Below are 21,232 nucleotides of genomic sequence, written 5' to 3'. Positions count from 1 at the left end.
GGCAGGCCGACGTGCCTGCCGTGCGCTGGGCTCATGGGACTCACGCGAACAGGGGAGGGCGGGACATGCGGGAGGATGCGGTGGACGTCGTGTTGAGGGAGCGCTTCGGGCTGGAGTCCTTCCGGCCCGGACAGCGCGAGGTGCTCACGGCGCTGTTGAAGCCCCAGGGCTCCGCGCTCGCGGTGTTCCCCACGGGCGGCGGCAAGTCGCTGTGCTACCAGTTGCCCGCGTTGCTCCTCGACGGACTCACGGTGGTGGTCTCACCGCTCATCGCGTTGATGAAGGATCAGATCGACGCGCTGGGGCGACGGGGCATCCGCGCGGCGCGGCTGGACTCCTCGCTGTCGCTGGAGGAATCCCGCGAGGTGACGGAGGCCCTGCGCGATGGAACGCTGAAGCTCCTCTACGTGGCACCGGAGCGCTTCAACAACGAGCGCTTCATGGGGCTGCTGGGGGAGCTGCCCATCTCCCTCTTCGCGGTGGACGAAGCGCACTGTGTCTCCGAGTGGGGACACAACTTCCGCCCGGACTACCTCAAGCTCGCGCAGGCGGCGCGGACGCTGGCCGCGGAGCGCGTCCTGGCGCTCACCGCCACCGCGACGCCGCAGGTGGTGCACGACATCTGCGAGGGCTTCGGCATCCCGGAGTCGCACGCGGTCGTCACCGGCTTCTACCGGGGCAACCTCACGCTGGAGACGACGCCCACGGGCATCGAGGCGCGGGATGCGCTGCTGGTGGAGCGACTGAAGTCCCGGCCACCCGGCTCCACCATCGTCTACGTCACGTTGCAGAAGACGGCGGAGCGCGTGGCGGCGCTCCTTCGTGCGGAGGGCCTGCCCGCGAGCGCCTATCACGCGGGCCTGGAGTCGGAGGACCGCGAGCGGGTGCAGGAGGCCTGGACGCACTCGGCGGAGGGCATCGTCGTCGCGACCATCGCGTTCGGGATGGGCATCGACAAGGCGGACGTGCGCGCGGTGTATCACTACAACCTGCCCAAGGGGCTGGAGAGCTACAGCCAGGAGATCGGCCGCGCCGGCCGCGATGGCAAGCCGTCCGTGGTGGAGCTGCTGGCGTGTCCGGATGACGTGCCCACGCTGGAGAACTTCGCGCTCGGGGACACGCCGCTGCCGGAGGCGCTGGAGAGTCTGGTGACGGGGCTGCTGGCCGGAGGCCCGGAGCTGCACCTGGACCTGTACGCGTTGGGCAACCGCCACGACCTGCGGCCCCTGGTGCTGCGCACGGCGCTGACGTACCTGGAGCTGGAGGGCGTGCTGCGCCAGGGCACGCCGTTCTACGCAGGCTACAAGGTGCAGCCTGCGGGTTCGGTGGAGGCGCTGGTCGGGAAGTTCCAGGGAGAGCGAGCGCGCTTCGTGAAGGACCTGTTCGCGCACGCGAAGAAGGGACGCACCTGGTACACGTTCGACCCCGCCGAGGTGTCGAAGGCGCTGGGGCAGCCGCGCGACCGGGTGGTGAAGGCGCTCGATTACTTCCAGGAGCAGGGCTACGCCGAGGTGCAGGTGGCCGAACCGCGCCAGCGTTACATGCGGCTGCGCGAGCACGAGGACGCGATGGCGCTCGTGGCCCTGTTGCAGGAGCGCTTCCAGAAGCGCGAAGCGCAGGAGGTGTCGCGGGTGCGCGAGGTGCTTCGGCTCGTCACGAACGACGGGTGTCAGAGCAACGCGCTGGTGGCCCACTTCGGAGAGCAGCGGGACGCGCCCTGCGGCCACTGCACGTTCTGCCGCACAGGAGTAGCCCGCGTGTTGCCGCCGCCGCACCCGAAGCCGGACTTGAGAGAGCAATTGGACGTGGCCCCGTTCCGGGCGCTGGTCGCGAAACACCCCGAGGCGCTGGGACACCCGAGACAGGCCGCGCGGTTCCTCTGTGGCCTGAGCAGCCCCGCGCTGTCCAAGGCGAAGCTCAGCGGGCACAAGCTCTTCGGCACCCTGGCCGAGTGGCCATTCGCCCAGGTGCTGGCGTTCTGTGAAGAGGGTGGACGCATCAGGTAACTGCCCCACTGTCCTCCGCATCGGCGTACGTCCGTCGGAGTGCATCAATTCGTGGCAGCCAATGGGCGGGCTCGGTCGAGGGGGATTTGCTCCCTGGCCTGACTTGTCCCCTGTTCGTCGTGCTGGATACGCTGCTCGTCCATGGCGACGCTAATCCCAGCCCTGAACCAGTGCCTCGGCCGGATGCAGGCTGGTGAGAAGCGGTTCGCGCGCCGGTTGGAGGAGAAGCTCGAGGACGACTACCTGCTTTGGTACGACGTGCCCATCGGGGGGACAGGGCATCATCCGGACTTCATCATCCTGCATCCGCGCCGCGGGCTCCTGGTGCTCGAGGTGAAGGACTGGAAGCGCGATACCCTGCATCGCCTCGACAAGACACGCGCTGTCCTGATGACGGAATCAGGCCCGAAGGAAGTCACCAACCCTTTCGAGCAGTCACGTACCTACGCTCAAGAGATCGCGACGCTGCTCCAGCGCGACCCGATGCTCCTGGAGCCCAGTGGTCCCCATCGAGGCCGGCTGGTCCTGCCCTGGAGCCACGGCGTCGTCCTCTCGAACATCACCCGGAAGCAGTTCGAAGAAGGGGAGCTGGGGCTGGCCCTGCCGCCCCATCGGGTCATCTGCCGGGATGAGATGGCGGAGGACGTCGAACCCGAGAAGTTCCAGAACCGGCTCTGGAACATGTTCCCGTGGTCTCCCACGCAGCCTGTCTCATTGCCGCAACTGGACCGGATCCGTTGGCATGTCTTCCCCGAACTGCGGATTGGAGGCACCCCGCTCGTCCGGTCCGCACCGGCCCAGGCCGAGCTGGAGCTGTCGGTGCCGGATCTCATCCGCATCATGGACCTCCAGCAGGAGCAATTGGCGCGCAGTCTGGGGGAGGGCCATCGTGTCATCCACGGGGTCGCCGGTTCCGGCAAGACGATGATCCTGGGCTACCGCTGCTTGCAGTTGGCCAAGGCACTCCAGCGCCCCATCCTGGTGCTCTGCTTCGGGAAGCCGCTCTATGGATGGCTGGAGCAGATGCTGCGCGCCCAGGGGCTCTCACAGCAGGTCGTCATCCAGACCTTCCATGCCTGGTGCCACGCACAGCTCCGTCACTTCCACGCGGGCCTTCCACCGCAAGGGCTGACGGGCGGTGAATACGCCGAGCAGCTTGTCCAGCGGGTCATCGCCGCCGTGGATCGAGGCCTCATCCCCAGGGCTCAATATGGCGCGGTGCTCATCGACGAGGGACATGACTTCCAGCCGGAATGGTTCAAGCTCATCTCCCAGATGGTGGACCCGGGTACGAATTCACTGCTGCTGCTCTACGACGACGCCCAGTCCATCTATCCGCACAAGCGGTTCAGCTTCCGAAGCGTGGGCATCCAGGCGCAGGGGCGCACGACCATCCTGCGGCTGAACTACCGCAACACCGCGGACATCCTGCGGTTCGCAGCGGACTTCGCGCGGGAGGTGCTGACTCCCAGCGACGCGGACGAGGACAGCGTTCCGCTCGTCCAGCCCCAGTCCGCCGGACGCCGTGGCCCTGTTCCGAAGATCATCTCCCTGCCCAGCCTGCATGAAGAGCTGCGCTACATCGCGGGGCGCTTCCAGCAGCTCCACGCGGAGGGTCGTGCCTGGAATGAGATGGCGCTGCTCTACCGCAGCGTGGACATCGGACAGCGGGCGGTCAGGCACCTGGGCCAGCTGGGGATTCCGCTGCAATGGGTGGGAAAAGGCGCTGGGCAATCCGCCTTCAAGTCAGCCGAGGCCAGCGTGAAGGTGCTGACGTTCCACTCCAGCAAGGGATTGGAGTTCCCGGTCGTCGCCATCCCCCGTCTCAAACGTCCAGATCCCGAGCGTCCTGACGCCAAGGAGGAGGCCCGGCTGCTCTACGTGGCGATGACCCGTGCCATGGACCAACTCGTCCTCACCGAGAGCTGAAGGCCGACCGCTTCAGGCCCCTTCCTGATTCGGGGATAGACTCCAGCGCCGTGCGCTACGAGCTTCACGACGGCCGCGTCCTCACCTGGTCCCTGGAGACGCATGTCACCACGCACTGCAACCTGCGCTGCGCGCAGTGCTGCCCGCTGTCGCCGCACCTGCCCGCGTGGGCCGTGACGCCCTCGGCGCTGGGCGAGGACCTGCGCCAGCTGGCGCGCGTGCTCAAGCCCAACGTCTTCAAGCTCACCGGCGGCGAGCCGTTCCTCCATCCAGACCTGCCCGCCGTGCTCGACGTCGTGCGCGCCTCCGGCCTCTGCGAACAGGTGTCCATCACCACCAATGGCTTCCTCGCCCAGAGCGCCCCCGACGCCGTCTATGAACGGCTCGACCGGATGACCCTGTCGTTCTACTCCTCCGCGCCCCTCCCCGAGCGCTCCATCACCCGCATCACCGAGCGCTGTGACCAGCACGGCGTCCACCTCACCGTGAAGGCCATCGACGCCTTCCAGCGCATCACCCCGGACGCACCCCTCGCGTCCGACGCGGAGGTCCAGGACGTCTTCGCGAAGTGCTGGCTCAAGCAGCGCTGCCACCTCGTCCACCAGGGCCGCTTCTACACCTGCACCCGCCCGCCCCACGTCGCCACCGTCCTCGCCGCCGCGCACCCGCACCTGCCCGCGCTCGCGCGAGAGGATGGCGTCGCGCTCGACGCGCCCGACCTGCTCACGCGCCTGCTCACCTATCTGGAACGGGACACGCCGCTGGCGACCTGTCGCCACTGCCTGGGCTCCAGCGGGCCGTGGGAACCGCACGCGCAATTGCCCCGCGCCCGGCCTTGATGCGGCTCAGGGCGAGGCGGGGTCCGCCGGGGGCATCTGCTCCGGGCGGATCGGCGGCTCCGCGCGCAGCGGCAGCTCCACCGTGAAGACGGAGCCCTGCCCCAGGCGGCTCTCCACGCGCACCGTCCCGCCCATGGCCTCCACCAGCGTGCGGGTGATGTAGAGCCCCAGCCCCAGGCCGCCATAGTGCCGCTCGCTCACCGCGCGCTCGAAGCGGCCGAAGAGGCGCGGCAGCGACTCCTCCGAGATGCCGATGCCCTGGTCTCGCACCGTCAGCGACGCCTTCCCCGCGTGCGTCTCCAAGCGGATGTCGATGGGGCGCCCCTGGCCGTACTTGATGGCGTTGTCCACCAGGTTCACCACCACCTGCTCCAGGCGCGGCCGGTCCCACCACCCCGTCGCCACGCCCTCCTCGACCTCCAGCCGCAGCGTGGAGCCGGAGCGCGCGGCGGGACCTTCGTACGAGGCCACCACCTCGCGCACCAGCTCCACCAGGTCCACCCGCGTGGACACCAGGGACAGCCGCCCCGCCGCGATGCGCGACACGTCCAGCAGGTCGTTCACCAGCTCCGCCAGCTTCTTCAACTGCCGCGAGCCCACGTCCAGGTAGCTCTCCACCAGCTCGCGCCGCACGGGGCCCGGGGTGCGCCCCAGCTCGCGCCGCAGCGACTGGAGCTTGAGGTTGAGCGGCGTCAGCGGCGTCTTCAGCTCGTGGCTCGCGATGGACAGGAACTCGTCGCGCAGGCGCACCGCCTCGCGCGCCTCGCGGTACAGCCGCGCGTTCTCCAGGGACAGCGCCGCGCGGTTGGCCAGCTCCTGGAGGAAGGGCAGGTCCGCGGCCGTGTAGAAGCGGCCGGACCGCCAGGTGGTGGCGAAGCTGAGGATGCCCAACGTGCGCTCTCCGGCCAGCATGGGCACCAGCGCGATGGAGCGCAGCTGCATCCGCTGGAACAGCTCCAGCCGCCCCGGGTCGCTCGTCATCTGACGCAGGCTCTCCTCGGTGACCGTCTCGATGAAGAAGGGCTGCCCCCGGAACAGCAGCGGGAGGGCGCCGCTCAGCCGGGGCGCGATGGAGTGGTAGGGCGCCGGGCTCCACAGCGGCTCCCGGAGCGCTGCGTCCTCCCCGGGGGCGTGCGCCACCTCCAGCCGCTTGAAGGTGCCGTCCTCCATCATCATGTCGACGATGCACCAGTCCGCCAGCGCGGGCACCGCCAGGCGCACCACGTTGCCCAGCGTGGCCTTGTAGTCCAGCGACGTGGCCAGGAAGGAGCTGGCGCCCGCCAGCAGGCGCAGGTGCTCCTCGTTGTGCGACAGCTCGCGCGCCAGCCGCTCCGCCCGCGCGCGGGCGCGCACCAGGTCCGTCACGTCGAAGCCGAAGCCGGCGATGCCGTCCACCCGCCCCTGCGTGTCGCGCGTGGGCGTGTAGGTGATGTCGAAGATGTATTCGCGTACGGCGCCGTCCGACTGGGGAATCTTGAGCGACCGCTCCCGGCCCTGGAAGGGCTCGCCCGTCCTGTAGACGCGGTCGAGCAGCCGCGCGATGCGCTCCGCCTCGTCCCTGGGGCTCACCTCGCGCAAGGGCCGGCCCAGGAGGTCCTGGTCGCCCAACATCGAGGAGTTGAGCGGGTTGGACAGCTCGAAGCGGTGCTCGGGCCCGCGGAAGATGACCAGGTGCGCGGGCGCGCGCATGAACAGCTCCCACAGCCGGGCGCGCTCATATTCGGCGGCGGCGCGGGCCGCGCGCTCGCGCTCCAGGAGGTCCGCGCGCTCCACGTTGGCCTGTCGCAGGCTCACGTTGAGGATCGTCACGAAGATCGACAGCACCAGGAAGAAGCCCAGCGCGACGAAGTTCCCAGGGGCGGTGGCCCAGGTCTCCCGCGGGGCCATGAAGAAGTAGTCCACCGTCAGCAGGGAGAGGCCGGTGGCGAGGATTCCGGGCCCCCAGCCGCCTCGCCACCCGGAGAACGTCACGGCGGCGAAGAAGGCCAGGAAGGGGGCGCTGGACATGTACGGCCACAGCGCCCGTTGGACGAGGAACGCCATCAGGACGCTCGCCGCCGCCAGCCCGTAGCGCGTCAGCACGGAGCCCTCCTTCCTCCGAGAGTCCCTGGGCGGCTGCGGAGGGACGAAGGAGGGCGGTGGTTCCGGTGGATGACGAGGGGTGGACGGGACGGGAAGGGTCATGGAGGCGTGGGACCGGCCTTCAGCGGGCTTCCTTCCGAGCGTTGGGCTGGAGGGACCCCTGCATGGCGGCGGGGTAGCGGTCCCCGGCGGCCACTCCCGGCGGCGCGATGGCTTCGATGTCCGCCAGGTCCTGCTGCGTGAGCTTCACGTCCAGGGCGCCCAGGTTGTCGTCCAGGTACTTGCGGCGCTTGGTGCCCGGGATGGGGACCACGTCCTGGCCCCGGGAGAGCACCCAGGCGAGCGCGAGCTGCGCGGGCGTGCACTGCTTCTGGCGCGCGAGCCGGTCGATGTGCTCCACCAGCTTCAGGTTGCGCTGGAAGTTCTCCCCCTGGAAGCGGGGCGAGTGGCGGCGGTAGTCGTCCTCGGGCAGGTCCTCGATGCGCTTGAACTGGCCGGTGAGGAAGCCGCGGCCCAGGGGGCTGTAGGGGACGAAGCCCACGCCCAGCTCGCGGCACGCCTCGAGGACGCCGTCCTCGGGCTCACGGCTCCACAGCGAGTATTCCGACTGGACCGCCGTGATGGGGTGCACGGCGCACGCGCGGCGCAGTGTCTCCACGTTGACCTCCGACAGCCCCAGGAAGCGCACCTTGCCCGCCTTCACCAGCTCCGCCATCGCGCCCACGGTGTCCTCGATGGGCGTCTTCGGGTCGACACGGTGCAGGTAGTACAGGTCGATGACTTCCATTCCCAGGCGCTTCAGGCTCGCGTCGCACGCCTGCTTCACGTACTCCGGCCGGCCGTTGATGCCGCGCGACTGCGGGTTGGCCGGGTCGCGCACGAGGCCGAACTTCGTGGCCAGCACGAGCTTCGCGCGGTGGGGACCGAGCACGCGGCCCACCAGCTTCTCGTTCCGTCCCGGGCCATAGGCGTCCGCGGTGTCGAAGAAGGTGATGCCCCGGTCCAACGCGTGGAGCAGCGTGGCCTCCGACTCCGTGTCATCCCGGCCCGAATAGAAATCCGACATGCCCATGCAGCCCAGGCCCAGCGCCGAAACGGTGAGGCCCTGCCTGCCCAGCTTTCGAGTCTCCATGTCCTGTGTCTCCCCGCGGGTGCGTTCCCCTGGGAGAATCTTCACGCGGGGCTCGGGAATCCAGGGCAAACGACCTGGGGACGCCTGGATCAACCTGGAGGAGACAGCTCGCTGCGGAAGGGGAGCGGCTTGGCGGCCGGCGCCAGCGCCTCGGCCCCGCGCGCCTCCACCACCGGCGCCGTCCAGCCCAGGTTGCGCAGCGCCGCGCCCAGCCGCTCGCACAGGGAGCCCACGCTGTCCGGTGGAGCACCCGCCAGCTCCAGCGTGAAGCGCTCCAGGGACACCTGGGTCAGCCGGAACGCGCGCAGCGGGTGGTGTTTGAACACCCAGGCCAGTGACCACGCGTCCACCGCCCGTCCCGCCGGCGTGAGGAACGCGCAGGCCCCGCGCCCGCCGAAGCCCGTCAGCGTCCAGCCGTGGAAGCCACAGGCGCATGTGTCCCGCCGCACGGTGCCAGTGTCTCCCGGTCGGTAGCGCAAGAGGGGCAGCACGCTGGGGCGCAGCCGCGTCACCACCACTTCTGCTCCGTCCGGCTCCAGCCAGACATCCGGCGTGAGCACGTGGAAGCGGCCCCGGTTCGCGCCGTGCAGGCACTCCCACGCCAGCGGTCCCGTCTCCGTGGTGGCGTAGTAGTTGAGGACCGGCACGCCGCGCTCATGTGCCCACGCGTCGCGCAGCGCCTCGGGCAGGTGCTGCGCGGAGGTGAGCGCCAGCAGGGGGGAGGGCACCTCCGGATGGCCCAGCAGCCAGCGCAGGCCCTCCGGGTCGGAGAAGACAACCGAGGCCTTCACCCGCTGCAATCGCGCCACGGCGTCGTCGCGCAGCACTGAGACGCGGTGCAGGGCGCCGCCGTGGAACAGCGGCAGGCGCACGGAGTACTCCAGCCCGCCCGGCAGCGCGTCCAGCAGCACCACGCGGGGACGGGGCGGCGGCACCGTGCCGGTGCGCTCGGTGAAGAAGCGGAGCACGGCCCACATGAGCAGGCAGTCGCGCCGGTCGCGCAGCACGTTCACCGGGTCGCCCGTGGTGCCGGAGCTCTTCACCACCACGCACTCGTCGGACGCGCTGGGCAGCGTGGGCACGTCCTCCCAGTGGCGCGCGAGCGCCGCGCGGTCCAGGGCGGGAAAGTGCCGCAGGTCTTCCAGCCGCCGCAGGTCGCCCGGGTGCAGCCCCGACTCGCGCAGCACGCGCACGTAGTAGGGCGACCCCTTCAGCGCGTCGCGGAGGGCCGGCAGCCGCGCCTCCAGCGCCGCGCGGGCCCGGGCCTCGTCCTCCGTGGCCGCGCCGCGCATCAGCCCCGCGGCCACCTCCAGCGCCCACGGCAGGTGAGGCCACTGCGTGTGGCTGTCGCGGCGGATCCGCGCCCTGGGCGCGACCCCGAGCGTCACTCGCGCCAGCCCCGGGCCTCGGCGTCCTTGCGCTGGGCCTCCTGGAGCATCTTCTGGCGCCGGTCCGCCTCCTTCTTGCGCGCCTCCTCCACGTTGCGCAGGTCGGTGACGGCCTGCCGGTAGTCCAGGTCCTTGAGGCGCCGACGCGACTCGTGCTCGGTCTCGCCCTCGATGTCCGCGCCCAGGGTCGCGGCCCACTTGCGCAGGAACTCCTCCTGGCGGAAGGCGTTGGAGCGCACCATCTCCGCCGTCAGCGGGTGCACCTCCTCGAAGAACTGCTGGAGGCGCGCCAGCGGGGTGCGGTCCGGCGTGAGGTACAGCGCCGTCTTCTTGCGCAGGTCCGAGGCCACCAGCACGTGCGCGAGCATCCCCACCTGCTCCTGGAACAGCGGGTTCTTCACCCACTTCTCCAGCTGCTCCCACTCGGCATGCGAGGGGGGCCGCTGGCTGGCCAGGCGGAAGGTGTCGCAGATGATGGCCACCGCGAGGTCGTACGGGTACGGCGACACGATGGGCGTGGCCGCCAGCTGCTCACGAAGGTGTGGAATCGAGACCGCCATCATTTCTCCAGCAATGCATCGGCCAGCGCCGCGGCGGCACGGCCAAAGTCAGACATCCATTGCACTGTCGCGAGCCGGAACCTCGGGCTCGACAGCAGCGGCGCCAGGACCTGGCGCGCGGGGCCCTCGTCCGGCAGGGCGAGGAAGGCCACCACCCGGCGCGACTGGCTCATCGCGCGGGCCAGCCGCTGGAGCGAGTCCTTCTCGCGCATGTTCGCCAGGAAGTCGCTGTCGGAGATGATGACGCGCAGCGCGTCCGGCCGCTCGCTGGCCATCCGCTCCATCTCCTCCACCGGGAACCACGTCCCCCCGCCGATGTACTGCAGGAAGAAGTCGCGCGCCGTCTCCTCGTCGTACATCCAGGGAGACACGAGCGGGTCGCCGGCGGAGTACACGATGCCGCGCACCGTGGCGCCCTTGCGCAGCGCGGACGCGGCCAGCACCTGCGCGGCGAGCGTCATCGCGTTGAGCTCCTGCTCCGGCTTGGGCATGGAGCCGCTGGTGTCCAGGTAGAGCTCCAGCGCGGGCACGCCCAGGTCCGAGGGGGGCGGCAGGTCCGCCTCCAGCTCGCGGCGCAGGGGGGCCACGGCGGCCAGGGGGCCCTGTGCAATCACCGTGAGCGTCCAGTCGATGGTGGACGGGTCGTCGCCGTACTCCCACGCCTCCGGGAGCGTGCGCAGGTAGGGCTCCGGCTTGGAGGGCGAGGAGGGCAGCTTCAGGATGTACTGATCCACCAGCCGCCGGTAGTACCGCGCCACCAGGGCCCGCCGCAGCTTCCCGCCCCCGTTGCCGGGCAGGTGCTCCGTCGCGCGGCGGATGGAGTCGAGCGGATCCGCTTCCTTCGTGTCGTGCGATTCGTCCAGCCAGCCCTGCGCCCGCGCCTCGGCCAGCGCGTCCTCCCAGCGACCGCCGGACTGCACCGCCGCGTCCAGGTCGCCCTCGTCCGGGATGGAGACATCCCCGCCGAGCGGAATGAAGAAGCGCACGTCCGAGGGCACGTCGATGAAGCGGATGAACGCGGCGCAGAAGTAGAGGAATTGCAGGCGGGCGTCGGGCAGCGCGTAGAACGTCTGCACGAACATGCGCGCCTGCGCGCGGAAGCCGGGGTAGGCCTGCTCCAGCGGCTCCAGCTGGTCCCGAGGCACCAGGTCGCCGGGCTCCCTGCGCCACAGCTCTTCGTAGAGGGCCAGGTAGAAGCTGAAGAGTGGCGACGGGCCGCCCTTGTCCGCGGTCTTGTCCTTGCGCGTGTGGGGCGTGCGCAGGAAGCCCCGGTACACCTCGCAGAGGGCCTCCGCGTGGGTGCGCCCCACGAACTCGTTCACCTGGAGGTCGAAGAACAGGTTGGTGAGCGACTGGCCCAGCCCGGGAATCAGCCGCTGCTCCAGCACGCGCAGCTCCGCGTCCCACCCCAGCGTGTGCGGGAAGCGCACGTGGTGCCCGATTTCGTGCGCCAGCACCGCGGTGAGGCTGTCGCGCGCGCCCATGCGGACCAGCAGGTCGAAGTGGACGAACACCTGCCTGCGCGCGAGGTCGATGTACGCGAGCGGTTCATCCGCCGCGCCCTCGCCGGGATGGAAGGGCTGGTGCGGCTCCGGGGGGCTCAGCTCCACGTGCACGTCCCACAGCGCCAGCGCCTCGCGCCAGCACCGCTCCACCTCCTCCGGGGTGAAGGCCGCGCCCGGGCTCATGACGGCAGGACGACCGCCAGCCACTGGGACGTGTGCATCGTGGCCACCGCGCGCCACGCGTTGTGCTGGGTGCTGTACCAGTCCCCCGCGCGCGGGTCGCGCTGCGCCAGCGCGGTGAGCGCCTTGGAGGGCTTGCCCGTCGAGGGCTCCAGCCGCTCGTTGCAGCCCATGGCGCCCAGGAGCACGGGCTTCTTCACCAGCCACACGCCCTGGGTGGCCGCGTCGCGTCCGCCCGCGGCGGTGGCGCGGTGCCGGTCGTGCACGCACACCACGGCGGGCGCGAGGAAGTGCATCTCCCCGGGCATGAAGCGCGCGTCCTCCTGGGACAGGTCCACCCACTGCGTGATGGCCGTGTCGCCCAGCGGTTCGGCGGGGGGCTCCATCGCGGCGTTGGCGATGGTGTGCAGGTGGTCCTCCAGGTTCTCCAGCGAGGACAGGTTCGCGCCCAGCCGGCAGAACAGCCGCTGCACCCACGGGGGGGCGGACTCCAGGTTCTCGCTCAGGTTCCACATCCGCGCGAGCGCGGGCGCCTGGGCCGGCTGGGGGAGGGACGGCAGCAGGCGCGGCAGCAGGTCCGACCACGCGAGCGTGAAGAAGTTCTGGCGGCCCGCGGACGCGGGGTACAGGTAGCCCAGGCCGATGCCTTCCGCGCCCAGCCGCAGGTAGGCGCGGAGGACCTCCTCGCCCGTGGCGGCGTCCGGGCTGGAGGCCGCGAGCGCCTGGCCCATGCGGGCCACCGGGCCCTGGACGAACGCGCTCCACAGCGCGCGGTCCCAGCGCACGAAGCGGCCGCGCGCTTCCCTCTCCAGGTCTTCGACGAACGTGCTCATGGCTGCCCCTGACCGCCCGGGTTCTCCTTCAGCCACGTCACGTAGTTGCGGTAGCGGCTGTAGAGGGATTTCAAGTGGATGAGGTCCTCGTAGACCGGGCCGGACAGCTCCTGGCGGGTCATCAGGTCATTCATCAGCGCGGTGACGGCGGACAGGCGCTTCTCGGTGGTGCGCAGGTCCACGCCGGACAGGCCCAGGTCCAGCTCGGCGCGCAGCGCGGTGACCTTCTGGCGCACGGGCGCGTGCGTGCCGTAGCGGGCCATGGCCATGTCGAACATGTTGCGGATCCACGCCACGCGGTCCTGGAGCAGCATCTTGTGGCCCTTCACCTCGAAGAAGGGGCTGCGCGCGTTGGGGGTGAGCTTCTCGTGCAGCACCCAGGGGATGATCTGCCGGAAGTCCTCCAGCTCCACCACGCGGTGGCCGCGGAAGAACGCGAGCGCCTTCGCGAAGTGGAGGATGGTCTGGTAGGCGCGCACGCTGGTGCCGTTCTCCGTCTGCGTGCAGAGGTGCACCTTCTTGTCCAGCGGGCACTGCTCGTTGCACACGGCGGACACGGTCTGTCCGGCGAGCTTCAGCGTGTCCTTGTGCTTGAACTCGAAGCGCGGGGACGCCATGCGGCAGAAGTCCAGCTGGCCCAGGAAGAAGGCCACGCGCTCCAGGGCGCCCTTGGGCACCTCCACGGCGAGGATGGCGTTGTAGGCCTTCTCCAGCTCGCCGGGAGTGAAGACGATGTCCCTGGGGAGCAGCTCCTCCGGGGACTTGTCGGACTCGATGCGTTGCAGCAGCGTGTCCACGAAGCCGGAGTTGAAGGGCACGGCGCGGACGACGACGTCGAGCCGATCCTTGAGCGCTTCGATGACCTGGAACGTGCCGCCGCCCTGGTCGTCGTTGGCGGTGAGGAACCAGGACGAGCGGCCGGTGTAGACGTACTGGTCCATCATCTCCGCGTAGCCTTCGCCCAGCAGCGACAGCAGGGCGGACTGCGTCTTCGTGGGGATGCGGTTGTACTCGTCGATGATCTTCACGCGCTGGCCAATCCACTTGCGCCAGCTCACCTTCACGGCGGACAGGTCCTCCGCCTTGAGCATGTCCGACGGCAGGGGCGCGCCGAGCAGGTCCGCGATGGACAGCTGCGGGTGGCCGCGCTGGATGCCGCGGTGGACGTCCTCCCGGCCCATGCCGGACAGCAGCGCCATGAGGATGGCGGAGGTCGTCTTGCCGCGGCCCGGCCCGCCGACGAGCAGGGCGCGGCGGCAGGTGAAGAGGGTGAGCAGGGGGATGAGGACGAAGGAGCTGTAGCTCATGTCCTCCGGGAGGTGGACCTCGTCCCCGGCGGCGTTCTTCAGGGCGGCGGTGCCGCCGAACTCGATGTCGTAGTACGGGCAGATGACGGCGTTGTTGGTGATCCACCAGTACGCCTGCCGCATCTTGTCGTGGAGGCTGCCGCCGTCGCGCTCCGAGAGGTGGACGCTGAGGCCCTTGTCCGCCGACGCACGCCCGGTGAGCAGGCGCGACACCCAATCCTGGTTGGCCATGGAGGGCGGGAGTGTAGCCCCGGATGGTGACCAGGCCCAGGCCCTCATGCTACGCCACCCAGCGTGACCACGAAGCTTCGCATCGTTTGGGAAGGAGAGACCCCCGGGCTCACCGAGCACCGTGTCAGCCTCGCTGCGTTTGGCGAAGCGCTCTTGAGCTTGCTGCGAGCCGCCCGCAACATCGCCGCCATCCAGGTCGCCACCGCCGCGGGCTCGGATGTGGATGCCACACGGGCGACCAAGACCACCTACGTCGATCTCCAGATCAGCAACCTGCGGGAGGGTTCGGTCGACCTCGAACTCGAGACCGTGCCCATGCCGGTTCGCGGGGCGGACCCATCGCTGGCCGTGGACCCCGAGCGGGTCACTCGGGAGATTCTCGAGAGCATCCGTGATGAGAGCCAGGGCCGCCGGCGCAACCGGTGGGTGAACGAGTATCTGGACAAGCTCCCCAAGGGCTTGAAGCGACAGCGCTACGCCCTCGTGCGCGACGGCCAGGAAGAGCAGGTCTTCGAGTTCGAGCAGATGACGCTCGCGGAGGCGCCCGCGGTCTTGCCGCATCTGGAGATTGTTCGCGGCATCATCTGGGGACTCGATTTCGCCGTGTCGAACAAGCCGGCGATCCGGATCGCGCAGCTGGAGGGCGGGGTCATCACGGTGACCGCCACGGCGGAGCAGGTGGAGAAGGCCTCGCTTCTGCGAGAGGGCGACAAGGCCATCGCGGCGATGGTCGCCATGGGCCCCAAACCTCGCCTCATCTGGATTCGTCAGGAGGGCACCGATGCGCCGGGCCTGACCGCCGAGGCGCGGGATGCGCACGTCTTGCGCAGATGGAGTGAGCTGCTCCGGAGGCTTGCCCAGTGAGTGCCGAGCAGCAGCCGTACGACCGGTTCTGCAGCCTCACCCGGCTCCAGGCCCTGCATGCCATGGGCATCGCCGCGCATGGTGGAACGGTCGGAGTCCGGGACGCCTTGTGCCCTGGGGCTACGCTCGGGGCCGCGTGGTCCGCGGAGGAGTACAACGCGAGGCCGGGGGCGGTCCCCGGTCTGATGTTCGCGGTCTACCTGCTCTTCTATTTCGCGACGAAGCAGTGCTTCGTGGATGGGAACAAGCGGATCGCCTGGCTCGCCATGTCGGAGGTCCTGGCCGGAATGGGCCTGGAGGTCGATGCCTCGGATGACGAGGCGGAAGCGCTGGTGATGGCCATCGCCAGCAACAGGTTCAAGGACGTCGAGCCTGTGTTCCTCTGGGTCGTCGAGCACCTGAGCGAGCTCGCCGCTCCCTGACGTCAGAGCGTCACCAGCCCCATCCGCGCCGCGCGCACCACGGCCTCCGTGCGGCGCTGCACGCCCAGCTTCGCCAGCACCGCGTTGACGTGGAACTTGGCCGTGTGCTCGCTGATGTCCAGCCGGTCCGCGATGGCCTTGTTCGACAGGCCCTCCGCCAGCAACCCCAGCACCTCGCGCTCGCGCGGCGTCAGCGTGTCCGGCCCCGGCGCCCCAGAAGGCGCCGTGCTCCGGGGCGCCGCGCGCACCTGCGTCAGGCCCGGGTCGAACACCGCGAGCCCCCGGGACACCGCGTGCAGCGCTGCCACGAGCATCCCCGGCGACACGTCGCGGAACAGCAGGCCCCGCGCTCCCGCGCCCAGCGCCAGCTCCCCCGCCGCCTCGTCCGCCACCAGCGCCAGCACCGGCGCGCCCAGGTCCGGCGCCGCGCCCTCCACCAGCCGCAGCCCCGTGTCCCAGAGCACCACGTCCGGCGGTTCACCCCGCGCTGACTCCAGCTCCACCTGCGTGCCCGCCGCCGCCACCGTCCAGCCCTCCGCCTGGTCGCTCAGCGCCCGTGCGAGCGCACCCCGGGCCAGCGGGTCCTCCGAGACGAGCGCGAGCCGGGACGATGACGCGGGTGCATCCAACATGGGCCCCTCATCCCTAACCGCGCCCGCCGCGTTCGCCACCCCGCCCCGCGCCGGAACCTCCTCACTTCCCTCCGAACCGCGTCCCTGTGAAGAATCGTGAAGTCCTTCCGGAGGGGGCCCCCATGACGATTCGGGCAACGCGGTGGTGGGTGATGACAGGGCTGCTCCTCGCGGGGAGCGTCCAGGCGGCGACGCCCCCCGGCTCTTACGCGAAGCTGGGCGATGAAGTCGTCGGCCTGGTGCGCACGCGCTTCTTCGACGCGGCGAAGGGCACCGCCTGGGCCGACGCGCACCAGGGCTACGCCGCCGACGCGAAGGACGCGGAGGACTTCGCCCGGCGCACGAACGCGGCGCTCGCGGAGCTGAAGGCCTCGCACACGGCCTACTACCCGAAGCAGGCCCCCGGCCACGCGGAGGTGTCCGCCATCTTCCAGGCCTTCCTCCAGCAGAAGAAGGTCGAAGCCACCGGCATCGGCGTGGATGTGATGGAAACGCCGGAGGGCTTCTTCGTCCGCCACGTCTTCACGGACGGCCCCGGCGCCAGGGCGGGCCTGCTGCGCGGGGACCGGCTCGTCACCGTGGAGGGCCAGCCCTTCCATCCCTGGCATGCCTTCACGAACCGCGCCGGCAAGGCCACGCGCCTCACCGTGGAGCGCGTGAAGGGCGCCGCGCCCCTGTCCCTCACCGTCACGCCCCACCGGCTCGACCCGCGCCAGGAGTGGCTCGCGTACCAGAAGGCCAGCTCCCGCGTCGTCGAGCGCCAGGGCCACCGCGTCGCGTACCAGCACGTCTACGCGTGCACCGGCGAGCAGTTCCAGCAGCAGCTCGAGGAGTCGATGCAGGACACCTTCGCGAAGGCGGATGCGCTCGTCGTCGACTTCCGCGACGGCTGGGGCGGCTGCAATCCCGCCTTCGTCAACCTCTTCAACCCCCAGGTGCCCGCGCTCGTCAGCACCGGCCGCGACGGCCAGGCGCGCCCCTTCGCTCCGTCCTGGCGCAAGCCGGTGGTCCTCCTCGTCAATGGCAACTCGCGCAGCGGCAAGGAGCTGGTGGCCTCCTCGATGAAGCGCCACCAGCTGGCGACGCTCGTGGGCGAACGCACCGCGGGCGCCGTGCTGGGCGGCGGGCCCCAGAAGCTGTCCAACGGCGACCTGCTCTACCTCGCCGTCATGGACGTGAAGGTGGACGGCGAGCGGCTGGAGGGCGTGGGCGTCCCGGTGGACGTGGAGGTCCCGGACGCGCTGCCGTACGCGGCTGGCGTGGATCCGCGAAAGGAACGCGCGCTCGACGTGGCCGCGTCCCTGGTGAAGGACTGACGCGTCAGCGCGGCGTGACGCCGTGGCCCGGCGCGTCCGGGTCCAACGTCAGCCGCGCGCCCGCGTACTGTCCACCGCCCTGGAACGGGTGGCTCGCGATGAACAGCGGCGTGTCCAGGTCCGCGTAGGTGAAGCCGCCCAGCCCCGCCGCCAGGTGCGCGGACGCGCTCATCGCGAGCACGCTCTCCACCATCCCACCCACCATCAGCTCCAGCCCCGCCGCGCGGGCGAGGCTCCACATCGTCATCGCCTCCACCATCCCGCACTTCATCGTCTTGATGTTGATGCCGTGGCACGCGCCCTCGCGGATGAGCCGCAGCACGTCCTTCGCCGACCGCGCGGACTCATCCGCGCACACCGACACCTTCGAGCGCCGCGTCACCTCCGCGAGCCCCGCGAAGTCGGAGGCGGGCACCGGCTGCTCGAACAGCGCCAGCGGCACCTCCGCGCGCTCCAGCTCCTTGAGGAACGCCAGCGCCTCCGCCACGTCATAGCCCCCGTTCGCGTCCGCGAAGAGCCGCGCCTTCGGCGCCTCCTGGTGGATGGCGACCAGCCGCGCCGCGTCCGCGTCCGGCTCCAACGCCCCGACCTTCACCTTCAACGTGTCGATGCCCCGCCCCAGGATGGCCCGCGCGGAGGCCACCGCGTGCGCCACGTCCCCGGCCGTGACCGTCATGTCGATGTCCAACGCCGTCCCCGCCCCGCCGAAGAAGACGTGCAGGGGCACGCGGTGGTGCCGCGTGAGCGCGTCCAGCAGCGCCATCTCCACGCCACACCGCGCGGAGGGCGCCAGCGCGAGCCCATCCGCCAGCGCCTCCGACGCCGGCCGCCACGCCCGCGCGTCGCGGCCCACCAGCACCCCGCGCACCGACTCCAGCGCGGCCAGCGTGCTGGCCTGCGTCTCCCCGCTCACCGCGGTGAAGGGCGCCGCCTCGCCCAGCCCCACCGTCCCGTCCGCGAGCGTGACGCGCACGAGCACGTTCTCCGCCGCGAGCTGCGCGCCGGTCGCGATGGCGAACGGCTCCGTCAGCGGCAGGTGCAGCGCTTCGAAGGCAACGTGCGTGATGAACGTGGGTCGCATGGACGGAGCTTTCATTCCTGGTTATCTGCAATTCAAGATAGTTTAGAAAACTACGAAGGCCCGGGCTGACTTGAGCCGCCGTGCGATTCGTGGCGACATGCGGTCCCCCGGGGGGTGGGCAGGGCCTGGGCCGTGCAGCAGAAGCCTGTCGGGGGCGCGGTTCTTCCATCCCCTTAGCGCCGGAGGAGGCGGATGTCCGCGACCGACACGACCGTGGCCCTTCCGCTTCCGGATGCGCTCCTCGCCGCGCTGGAGGAGGCCGAGCGGGAGCACCCGGAGGCGTGCATGGTGCTGCGCGCCGTGCGCTCCGTCAGCGGCGCCATCATCGACTTCGAGTGGCTGTGGGCGAACCCCGCCGCGTCGCGCGCGCTGGGCCACGCCCCGGAGTCGTTGCGCGGCCGGCGCGTGGGGGAGGTGTCCTCGTCGGTGGGGCTCGCGGGCCGCATCGATGTGCTTCGTCAGGTGGTGGAGTCCGGCCGGCCGCGCGCGGACAACTTCACCGAAGGCGCCGTGCAGCTGCAGGGCACCGCGGTGCCCCTGCGAGACGGGGTGTTGCTGCGCCTGCGCGACGTCACCAGCGCCCAGCGGATGGAGGAGGGGCTGCGCGACACGCTGGACTGGGTGCGCGACGTGCTGGAGAGCATGCCGGATGCCTTCTTCACCGTGGACACGGACTGGCGCCTCACCTACGTGAACCGCAACGCCGCCGCGCTCGTCGGTCGCACCCAGGAGGCCCTCTTCCGCCGGGTGCTCTGGGAGGCCTGCCCGGAGCTGTGCGGCACCCCGCTGGAGCGCGCGCTGCGCGAGGTGGCCACGGAGGAGAGCTTCCGGCTCGTCGAGCTGCGCACCGGCGAGGACCGCTGGCACGAGGTCCACGCCTGGTCCAGCGGCCGGAACATCTCCACCTACGCGCGCGACATCACGGACAAGAAGCGCGTCCAGGCGGAGCGGGACGGGCTGCTCGCGCGGGAGCGCTCCGGCCGGCTGGAGGCCGAGGCGCTCGCCCAGCGCCGCACGCACGAGCTCATGGCCGCCCGTGAGCGGCTGGTGCAGTCGGAGAAGCTGGCCATGGCGGGCCAGCTCGCCGCGGGCGTGGGGCACGAAATCAACAACCCGCTGTCCTATGTCACCGGCAACCTCCAGTTCGCGGTGGAGCAGCTCACGCCGCTCGCCCCGCGTCTGGGGGGCGGCACCGCGCTCCAGGACGCGCTGGGCGAGGCGCTGGAGGCCCTGCGCGAGGCGCGCGAGGGGGCCGAGCGCATCCGCGTCATCGTGCGCGACCTGCAGACCTTCGCCCGCGCGGATGAGCTGCGCCTGTCGCCGGTGGACGTGCACTCGGCGCTGGAGTTCGGCGTCTCCATGGCCATGACCCACCTGCGCAGCCGCGCCCAGGTGGAGCGCTGCTTCGGGCAGGTGCCGCACGCGCTGGCGCACGAGGCGCGCCTGGGTCAGGTGTTCCTCCACCTGCTCATCAACGCCGCGCACGCCATCCCCTCCGGCGACTTCGAGCGCCACCGGGTGACGCTCACCACCCGCCGCGAGGGCTCGTGGGTGCTGGTGGAGGTGTCCGACAGCGGCCTGGGCATGACGCCCGAGGTGCTCCAGCGCGCCTTCGAGCCGTTCTTCTCCACCCGGCCCGTGGGCGAGGGCAGCGGGCTGGGGCTGTCCATCTGCCTGGGGCTCGTGCGCAGCATGCATGGGGAGCTGACCGCCACCAGCATCCCCGGCATGGGCAGCACCTTCCAGGTGCGGCTGCCCGTCGCGGAGGCCGTGGTGCACCCGGGCGTCCCCGCGGTGCGCGCGCAGGAGGGGACTCAGCGCAAGCGCGTGCTGGTGGTGGATGACGAGCCGCAGCTCACCGCGGTGCTCCGCCGCATCCTCGGCCGGCAGCACGACGTGGTGGTGGCGCACAGCGGCCGCGAGGCCCTGACGCTGCTGGAGCAGGACGACGCCTTCGACCGCGTCTTCTGCGACCTGATGATGGCGGACCTCACCGGCATGGACGTGCACGCGGAGCTGTCTCGCCGGCGGCCGGAGCTGCTGTCGCGCTTCGTGTTCATGACGGGCGGCAGCTTCACGGAGCGCGCCCGCGCCTTCCTGCTGGCCGTGCCGCTGCCCCGCATCGAGAAGCCCTTCGAGCCGGGCCTCCTTCACTCGCTGGTGGAGTCCTCGCCGCCCCGCGCTGGAGCCCGGGGCGGCCAGGTCCTGTCCCCCGAGCCTAGAGCTTCACCTCGTCGCGGTCCGGACGGGTGATGTACGCGGCGCCGGGGTTCGCCGGGTCGGTGAGCTTCTGGATGAGCCGGTCCATGCCGTTGGAGCGCGAGAAGGCCATCTCGTTCTTCGTCACGCCCACCAGCGTGAGCAGCTCCACCTGCCCGCTGGGCAGGGTGAAGTGGCTGGGGCGCGTGGTGTCCTTCACGAACACGAAGCCCGCGAGCTTGGTGTCGCCGCCGGTGAGGGTGCCGTCCACCGGATAGCGGTGGCCCATGGCGAACAGCCGCGCGCACACGAGGTTGTAGGCCATCATGTCCAGCAGGCGCAGCACCGGCCAGCGCTCCTCCTCGGGCGTGTGGATGACCATCTCGTAGCCCAGGCCGCTCCGCGCGTCGTCCGGCAGCTCCTCGCCGGGCGTCACCGTGAAGGGGTTGGACAGGCCGCTCGTCACGTAGGTCCAGTACGGGTACTCCGCGCTGGGAGGCGACACGCGCACGCCCATGGGGAGCCAGTTCGGATCCAGCTCCTGGCCCTGGGCCAGCTCGCTCTCCAGCCACCCCTCCAGCACGCCCGTGCCCTCCAGGAGGTCCACGTCCTCGCGGATGGCGCCGAACAGCTTCGGGTATTCCACCTCATCGCGGTCAGCCCAGCAGTCTTCGTACCACTGGATGAAGTCTTCGTCGGTCTCCGGGACTTTCATGGGGGCGGACT

Annotated in this window: 17 protein-coding genes; 7 read left to right on the top strand and 10 right to left on the bottom strand. The window is 70.7% G+C overall.

The window, feature by feature from the left end; translation table 11 throughout:
- The first annotated feature begins 65 nt into the window (after positions 1–65).
- From FOF48_RS27715 to FOF48_RS27705, 3 genes are all read left to right on the top strand, one after another.
- Complete coding sequence (locus FOF48_RS27715; RefSeq protein WP_143906320.1) at positions 66–2,006, top strand: ATP-dependent DNA helicase RecQ; 1,941 nt, start codon at positions 66–68, stop codon at positions 2,004–2,006.
- Positions 2,007–2,147: 141 nt separating this feature from the next.
- Positions 2,148–3,935, top strand: coding sequence for a DEAD/DEAH box helicase (locus FOF48_RS27710; RefSeq protein ID WP_201756025.1), 1,788 nt, complete (start codon positions 2,148–2,150; stop codon positions 3,933–3,935).
- Between the two features lie 50 nt (positions 3,936–3,985).
- Positions 3,986–4,774, top strand: coding sequence for a radical SAM protein (locus FOF48_RS27705; RefSeq protein WP_143906318.1), 789 nt, complete (start codon positions 3,986–3,988; stop codon positions 4,772–4,774).
- A gap of 6 nt (positions 4,775–4,780) precedes the next feature.
- Here FOF48_RS27705 and FOF48_RS27700 read toward each other — a convergent pair whose 3' ends face one another.
- The 7 genes from FOF48_RS27700 to FOF48_RS27670 form a co-directional block, all read right to left on the bottom strand.
- A complete protein-coding gene (locus FOF48_RS27700; protein WP_255442747.1) occupies positions 4,781–6,856 on the bottom strand; it encodes an ATP-binding protein in 2,076 nt (691 codons plus the stop codon).
- Between the two features lie 121 nt (positions 6,857–6,977).
- Positions 6,978–7,988 (bottom strand): aldo/keto reductase, encoded by a 1,011-nt coding sequence (locus FOF48_RS27695; protein ID WP_143906314.1) that lies wholly within the window; start codon positions 7,986–7,988, stop codon positions 6,978–6,980.
- Positions 7,989–8,077: 89 nt separating this feature from the next.
- Positions 8,078–9,376, bottom strand: a complete 1,299-nt coding sequence (locus FOF48_RS27690) for an AMP-binding protein (RefSeq protein ID WP_143906312.1) — start codon at positions 9,374–9,376, stop codon at positions 8,078–8,080.
- A complete protein-coding gene (locus FOF48_RS27685; protein ID WP_143906310.1) occupies positions 9,373–9,936 on the bottom strand; it encodes a hypothetical protein in 564 nt (187 codons plus the stop codon). The genes FOF48_RS27690 and FOF48_RS27685 overlap by 4 nt, the downstream gene beginning before the upstream one ends.
- A complete protein-coding gene (locus tag FOF48_RS27680) occupies positions 9,936–11,624 on the bottom strand; it encodes a M48 family metalloprotease (protein WP_143906308.1) in 1,689 nt (562 codons plus the stop codon). Before FOF48_RS27680 ends, FOF48_RS27685 begins: the two co-directional genes overlap by 1 nt.
- Positions 11,621–12,454 (bottom strand): hypothetical protein, encoded by an 834-nt coding sequence (locus FOF48_RS27675; RefSeq protein ID WP_186002097.1) that lies wholly within the window; start codon positions 12,452–12,454, stop codon positions 11,621–11,623. The genes FOF48_RS27680 and FOF48_RS27675 overlap by 4 nt, the downstream gene beginning before the upstream one ends.
- Positions 12,451–13,992 (bottom strand): MoxR family ATPase, encoded by a 1,542-nt coding sequence (locus FOF48_RS27670; RefSeq protein ID WP_143906304.1) that lies wholly within the window; start codon positions 13,990–13,992, stop codon positions 12,451–12,453. Before FOF48_RS27670 ends, FOF48_RS27675 begins: the two co-directional genes overlap by 4 nt.
- Before the next feature lie 63 nt (positions 13,993–14,055).
- Between FOF48_RS27670 and FOF48_RS27665 the strand changes: the two genes are divergently transcribed.
- Both FOF48_RS27665 and FOF48_RS27660 read left to right on the top strand, forming a co-directional pair.
- Positions 14,056–14,856, top strand: coding sequence for a hypothetical protein (locus tag FOF48_RS27665; RefSeq protein WP_143906302.1), 801 nt, complete (start codon positions 14,056–14,058; stop codon positions 14,854–14,856).
- Positions 14,853–15,278 carry a type II toxin-antitoxin system death-on-curing family toxin gene (locus FOF48_RS27660; RefSeq protein WP_143906300.1) on the top strand — a complete coding sequence of 142 codons (426 nt, stop codon included), beginning with the start codon at positions 14,853–14,855 and terminating at the stop codon, positions 15,276–15,278. Before FOF48_RS27665 ends, FOF48_RS27660 begins: the two co-directional genes overlap by 4 nt.
- A 2-nt stretch (positions 15,279–15,280) precedes the next feature.
- On the opposite strand, the gene FOF48_RS27655 is transcribed toward FOF48_RS27660, so the two are convergent.
- Positions 15,281–15,910, bottom strand: a complete 630-nt coding sequence (locus tag FOF48_RS27655) for a response regulator transcription factor (protein ID WP_143906298.1) — start codon at positions 15,908–15,910, stop codon at positions 15,281–15,283.
- 122 nt (positions 15,911–16,032) lie between these two features.
- On the opposite strand from FOF48_RS27655, the gene FOF48_RS27650 reads away from it, so the two are divergent.
- Complete coding sequence (locus FOF48_RS27650) at positions 16,033–17,226, top strand: S41 family peptidase (protein ID WP_143906296.1); 1,194 nt, start codon at positions 16,033–16,035, stop codon at positions 17,224–17,226.
- A 4-nt stretch (positions 17,227–17,230) separates the two neighbouring features.
- On the opposite strand, the gene FOF48_RS27645 is transcribed toward FOF48_RS27650, so the two are convergent.
- A complete protein-coding gene (locus FOF48_RS27645; RefSeq protein WP_143906294.1) occupies positions 17,231–18,307 on the bottom strand; it encodes a dipeptide epimerase in 1,077 nt (358 codons plus the stop codon).
- Positions 18,308–18,499: 192 nt separating this feature from the next.
- Between FOF48_RS27645 and FOF48_RS27640 the strand changes: the two genes are divergently transcribed.
- Positions 18,500–20,560 (top strand): ATP-binding protein, encoded by a 2,061-nt coding sequence (locus FOF48_RS27640; protein ID WP_235685564.1) that lies wholly within the window; start codon positions 18,500–18,502, stop codon positions 20,558–20,560.
- Here the strand turns inward: FOF48_RS27640 and FOF48_RS27635 are convergent.
- A complete protein-coding gene (locus FOF48_RS27635; protein WP_143906292.1) occupies positions 20,526–21,221 on the bottom strand; it encodes a suppressor of fused domain protein in 696 nt (231 codons plus the stop codon). The two genes, FOF48_RS27640 and FOF48_RS27635, sit on opposite strands and share 35 nt — an antisense overlap.
- Positions 21,222–21,232 lie beyond the last annotated feature (11 nt).

Source organism: Corallococcus sp. Z5C101001 (assembly GCF_007352635.1).
Taxonomy (GTDB): domain Bacteria; phylum Myxococcota; class Myxococcia; order Myxococcales; family Myxococcaceae; genus Corallococcus; species Corallococcus silvisoli.
This window is presented reverse-complemented; position numbering and strand designations above follow the sequence as displayed.

Coding starts and splice junctions, on each gene's coding strand:
- FOF48_RS27675 (WP_186002097.1), bottom strand. CDS start 12,454: ATGAGCACGTTCGTCGAAGACCTGGAGAGGGAAGCGCGCGGCCGCTTC.
- FOF48_RS27650 (WP_143906296.1), top strand. CDS start 16,033: ATGACGATTCGGGCAACGCGGTGGTGGGTGATGACAGGGCTGCTCCTC.
- FOF48_RS27670 (WP_143906304.1), bottom strand. CDS start 13,992: ATGGCCAACCAGGATTGGGTGTCGCGCCTGCTCACCGGGCGTGCGTCG.
- FOF48_RS27710 (WP_201756025.1), top strand. CDS start 2,148: ATGGCGACGCTAATCCCAGCCCTGAACCAGTGCCTCGGCCGGATGCAG.
- FOF48_RS27695 (WP_143906314.1), bottom strand. CDS start 7,988: ATGGAGACTCGAAAGCTGGGCAGGCAGGGCCTCACCGTTTCGGCGCTG.
- FOF48_RS27680 (WP_143906308.1), bottom strand. CDS start 11,624: ATGAGCCCGGGCGCGGCCTTCACCCCGGAGGAGGTGGAGCGGTGCTGG.
- FOF48_RS27655 (WP_143906298.1), bottom strand. CDS start 15,910: ATGTTGGATGCACCCGCGTCATCGTCCCGGCTCGCGCTCGTCTCGGAG.
- FOF48_RS27715 (WP_143906320.1), top strand. CDS start 66: ATGCGGGAGGATGCGGTGGACGTCGTGTTGAGGGAGCGCTTCGGGCTG.
- FOF48_RS27640 (WP_235685564.1), top strand. CDS start 18,500: ATGTCCGCGACCGACACGACCGTGGCCCTTCCGCTTCCGGATGCGCTC.
- FOF48_RS27685 (WP_143906310.1), bottom strand. CDS start 9,936: ATGGCGGTCTCGATTCCACACCTTCGTGAGCAGCTGGCGGCCACGCCC.
- FOF48_RS27645 (WP_143906294.1), bottom strand. CDS start 18,307: ATGCGACCCACGTTCATCACGCACGTTGCCTTCGAAGCGCTGCACCTG.
- FOF48_RS27635 (WP_143906292.1), bottom strand. CDS start 21,221: ATGAAAGTCCCGGAGACCGACGAAGACTTCATCCAGTGGTACGAAGAC.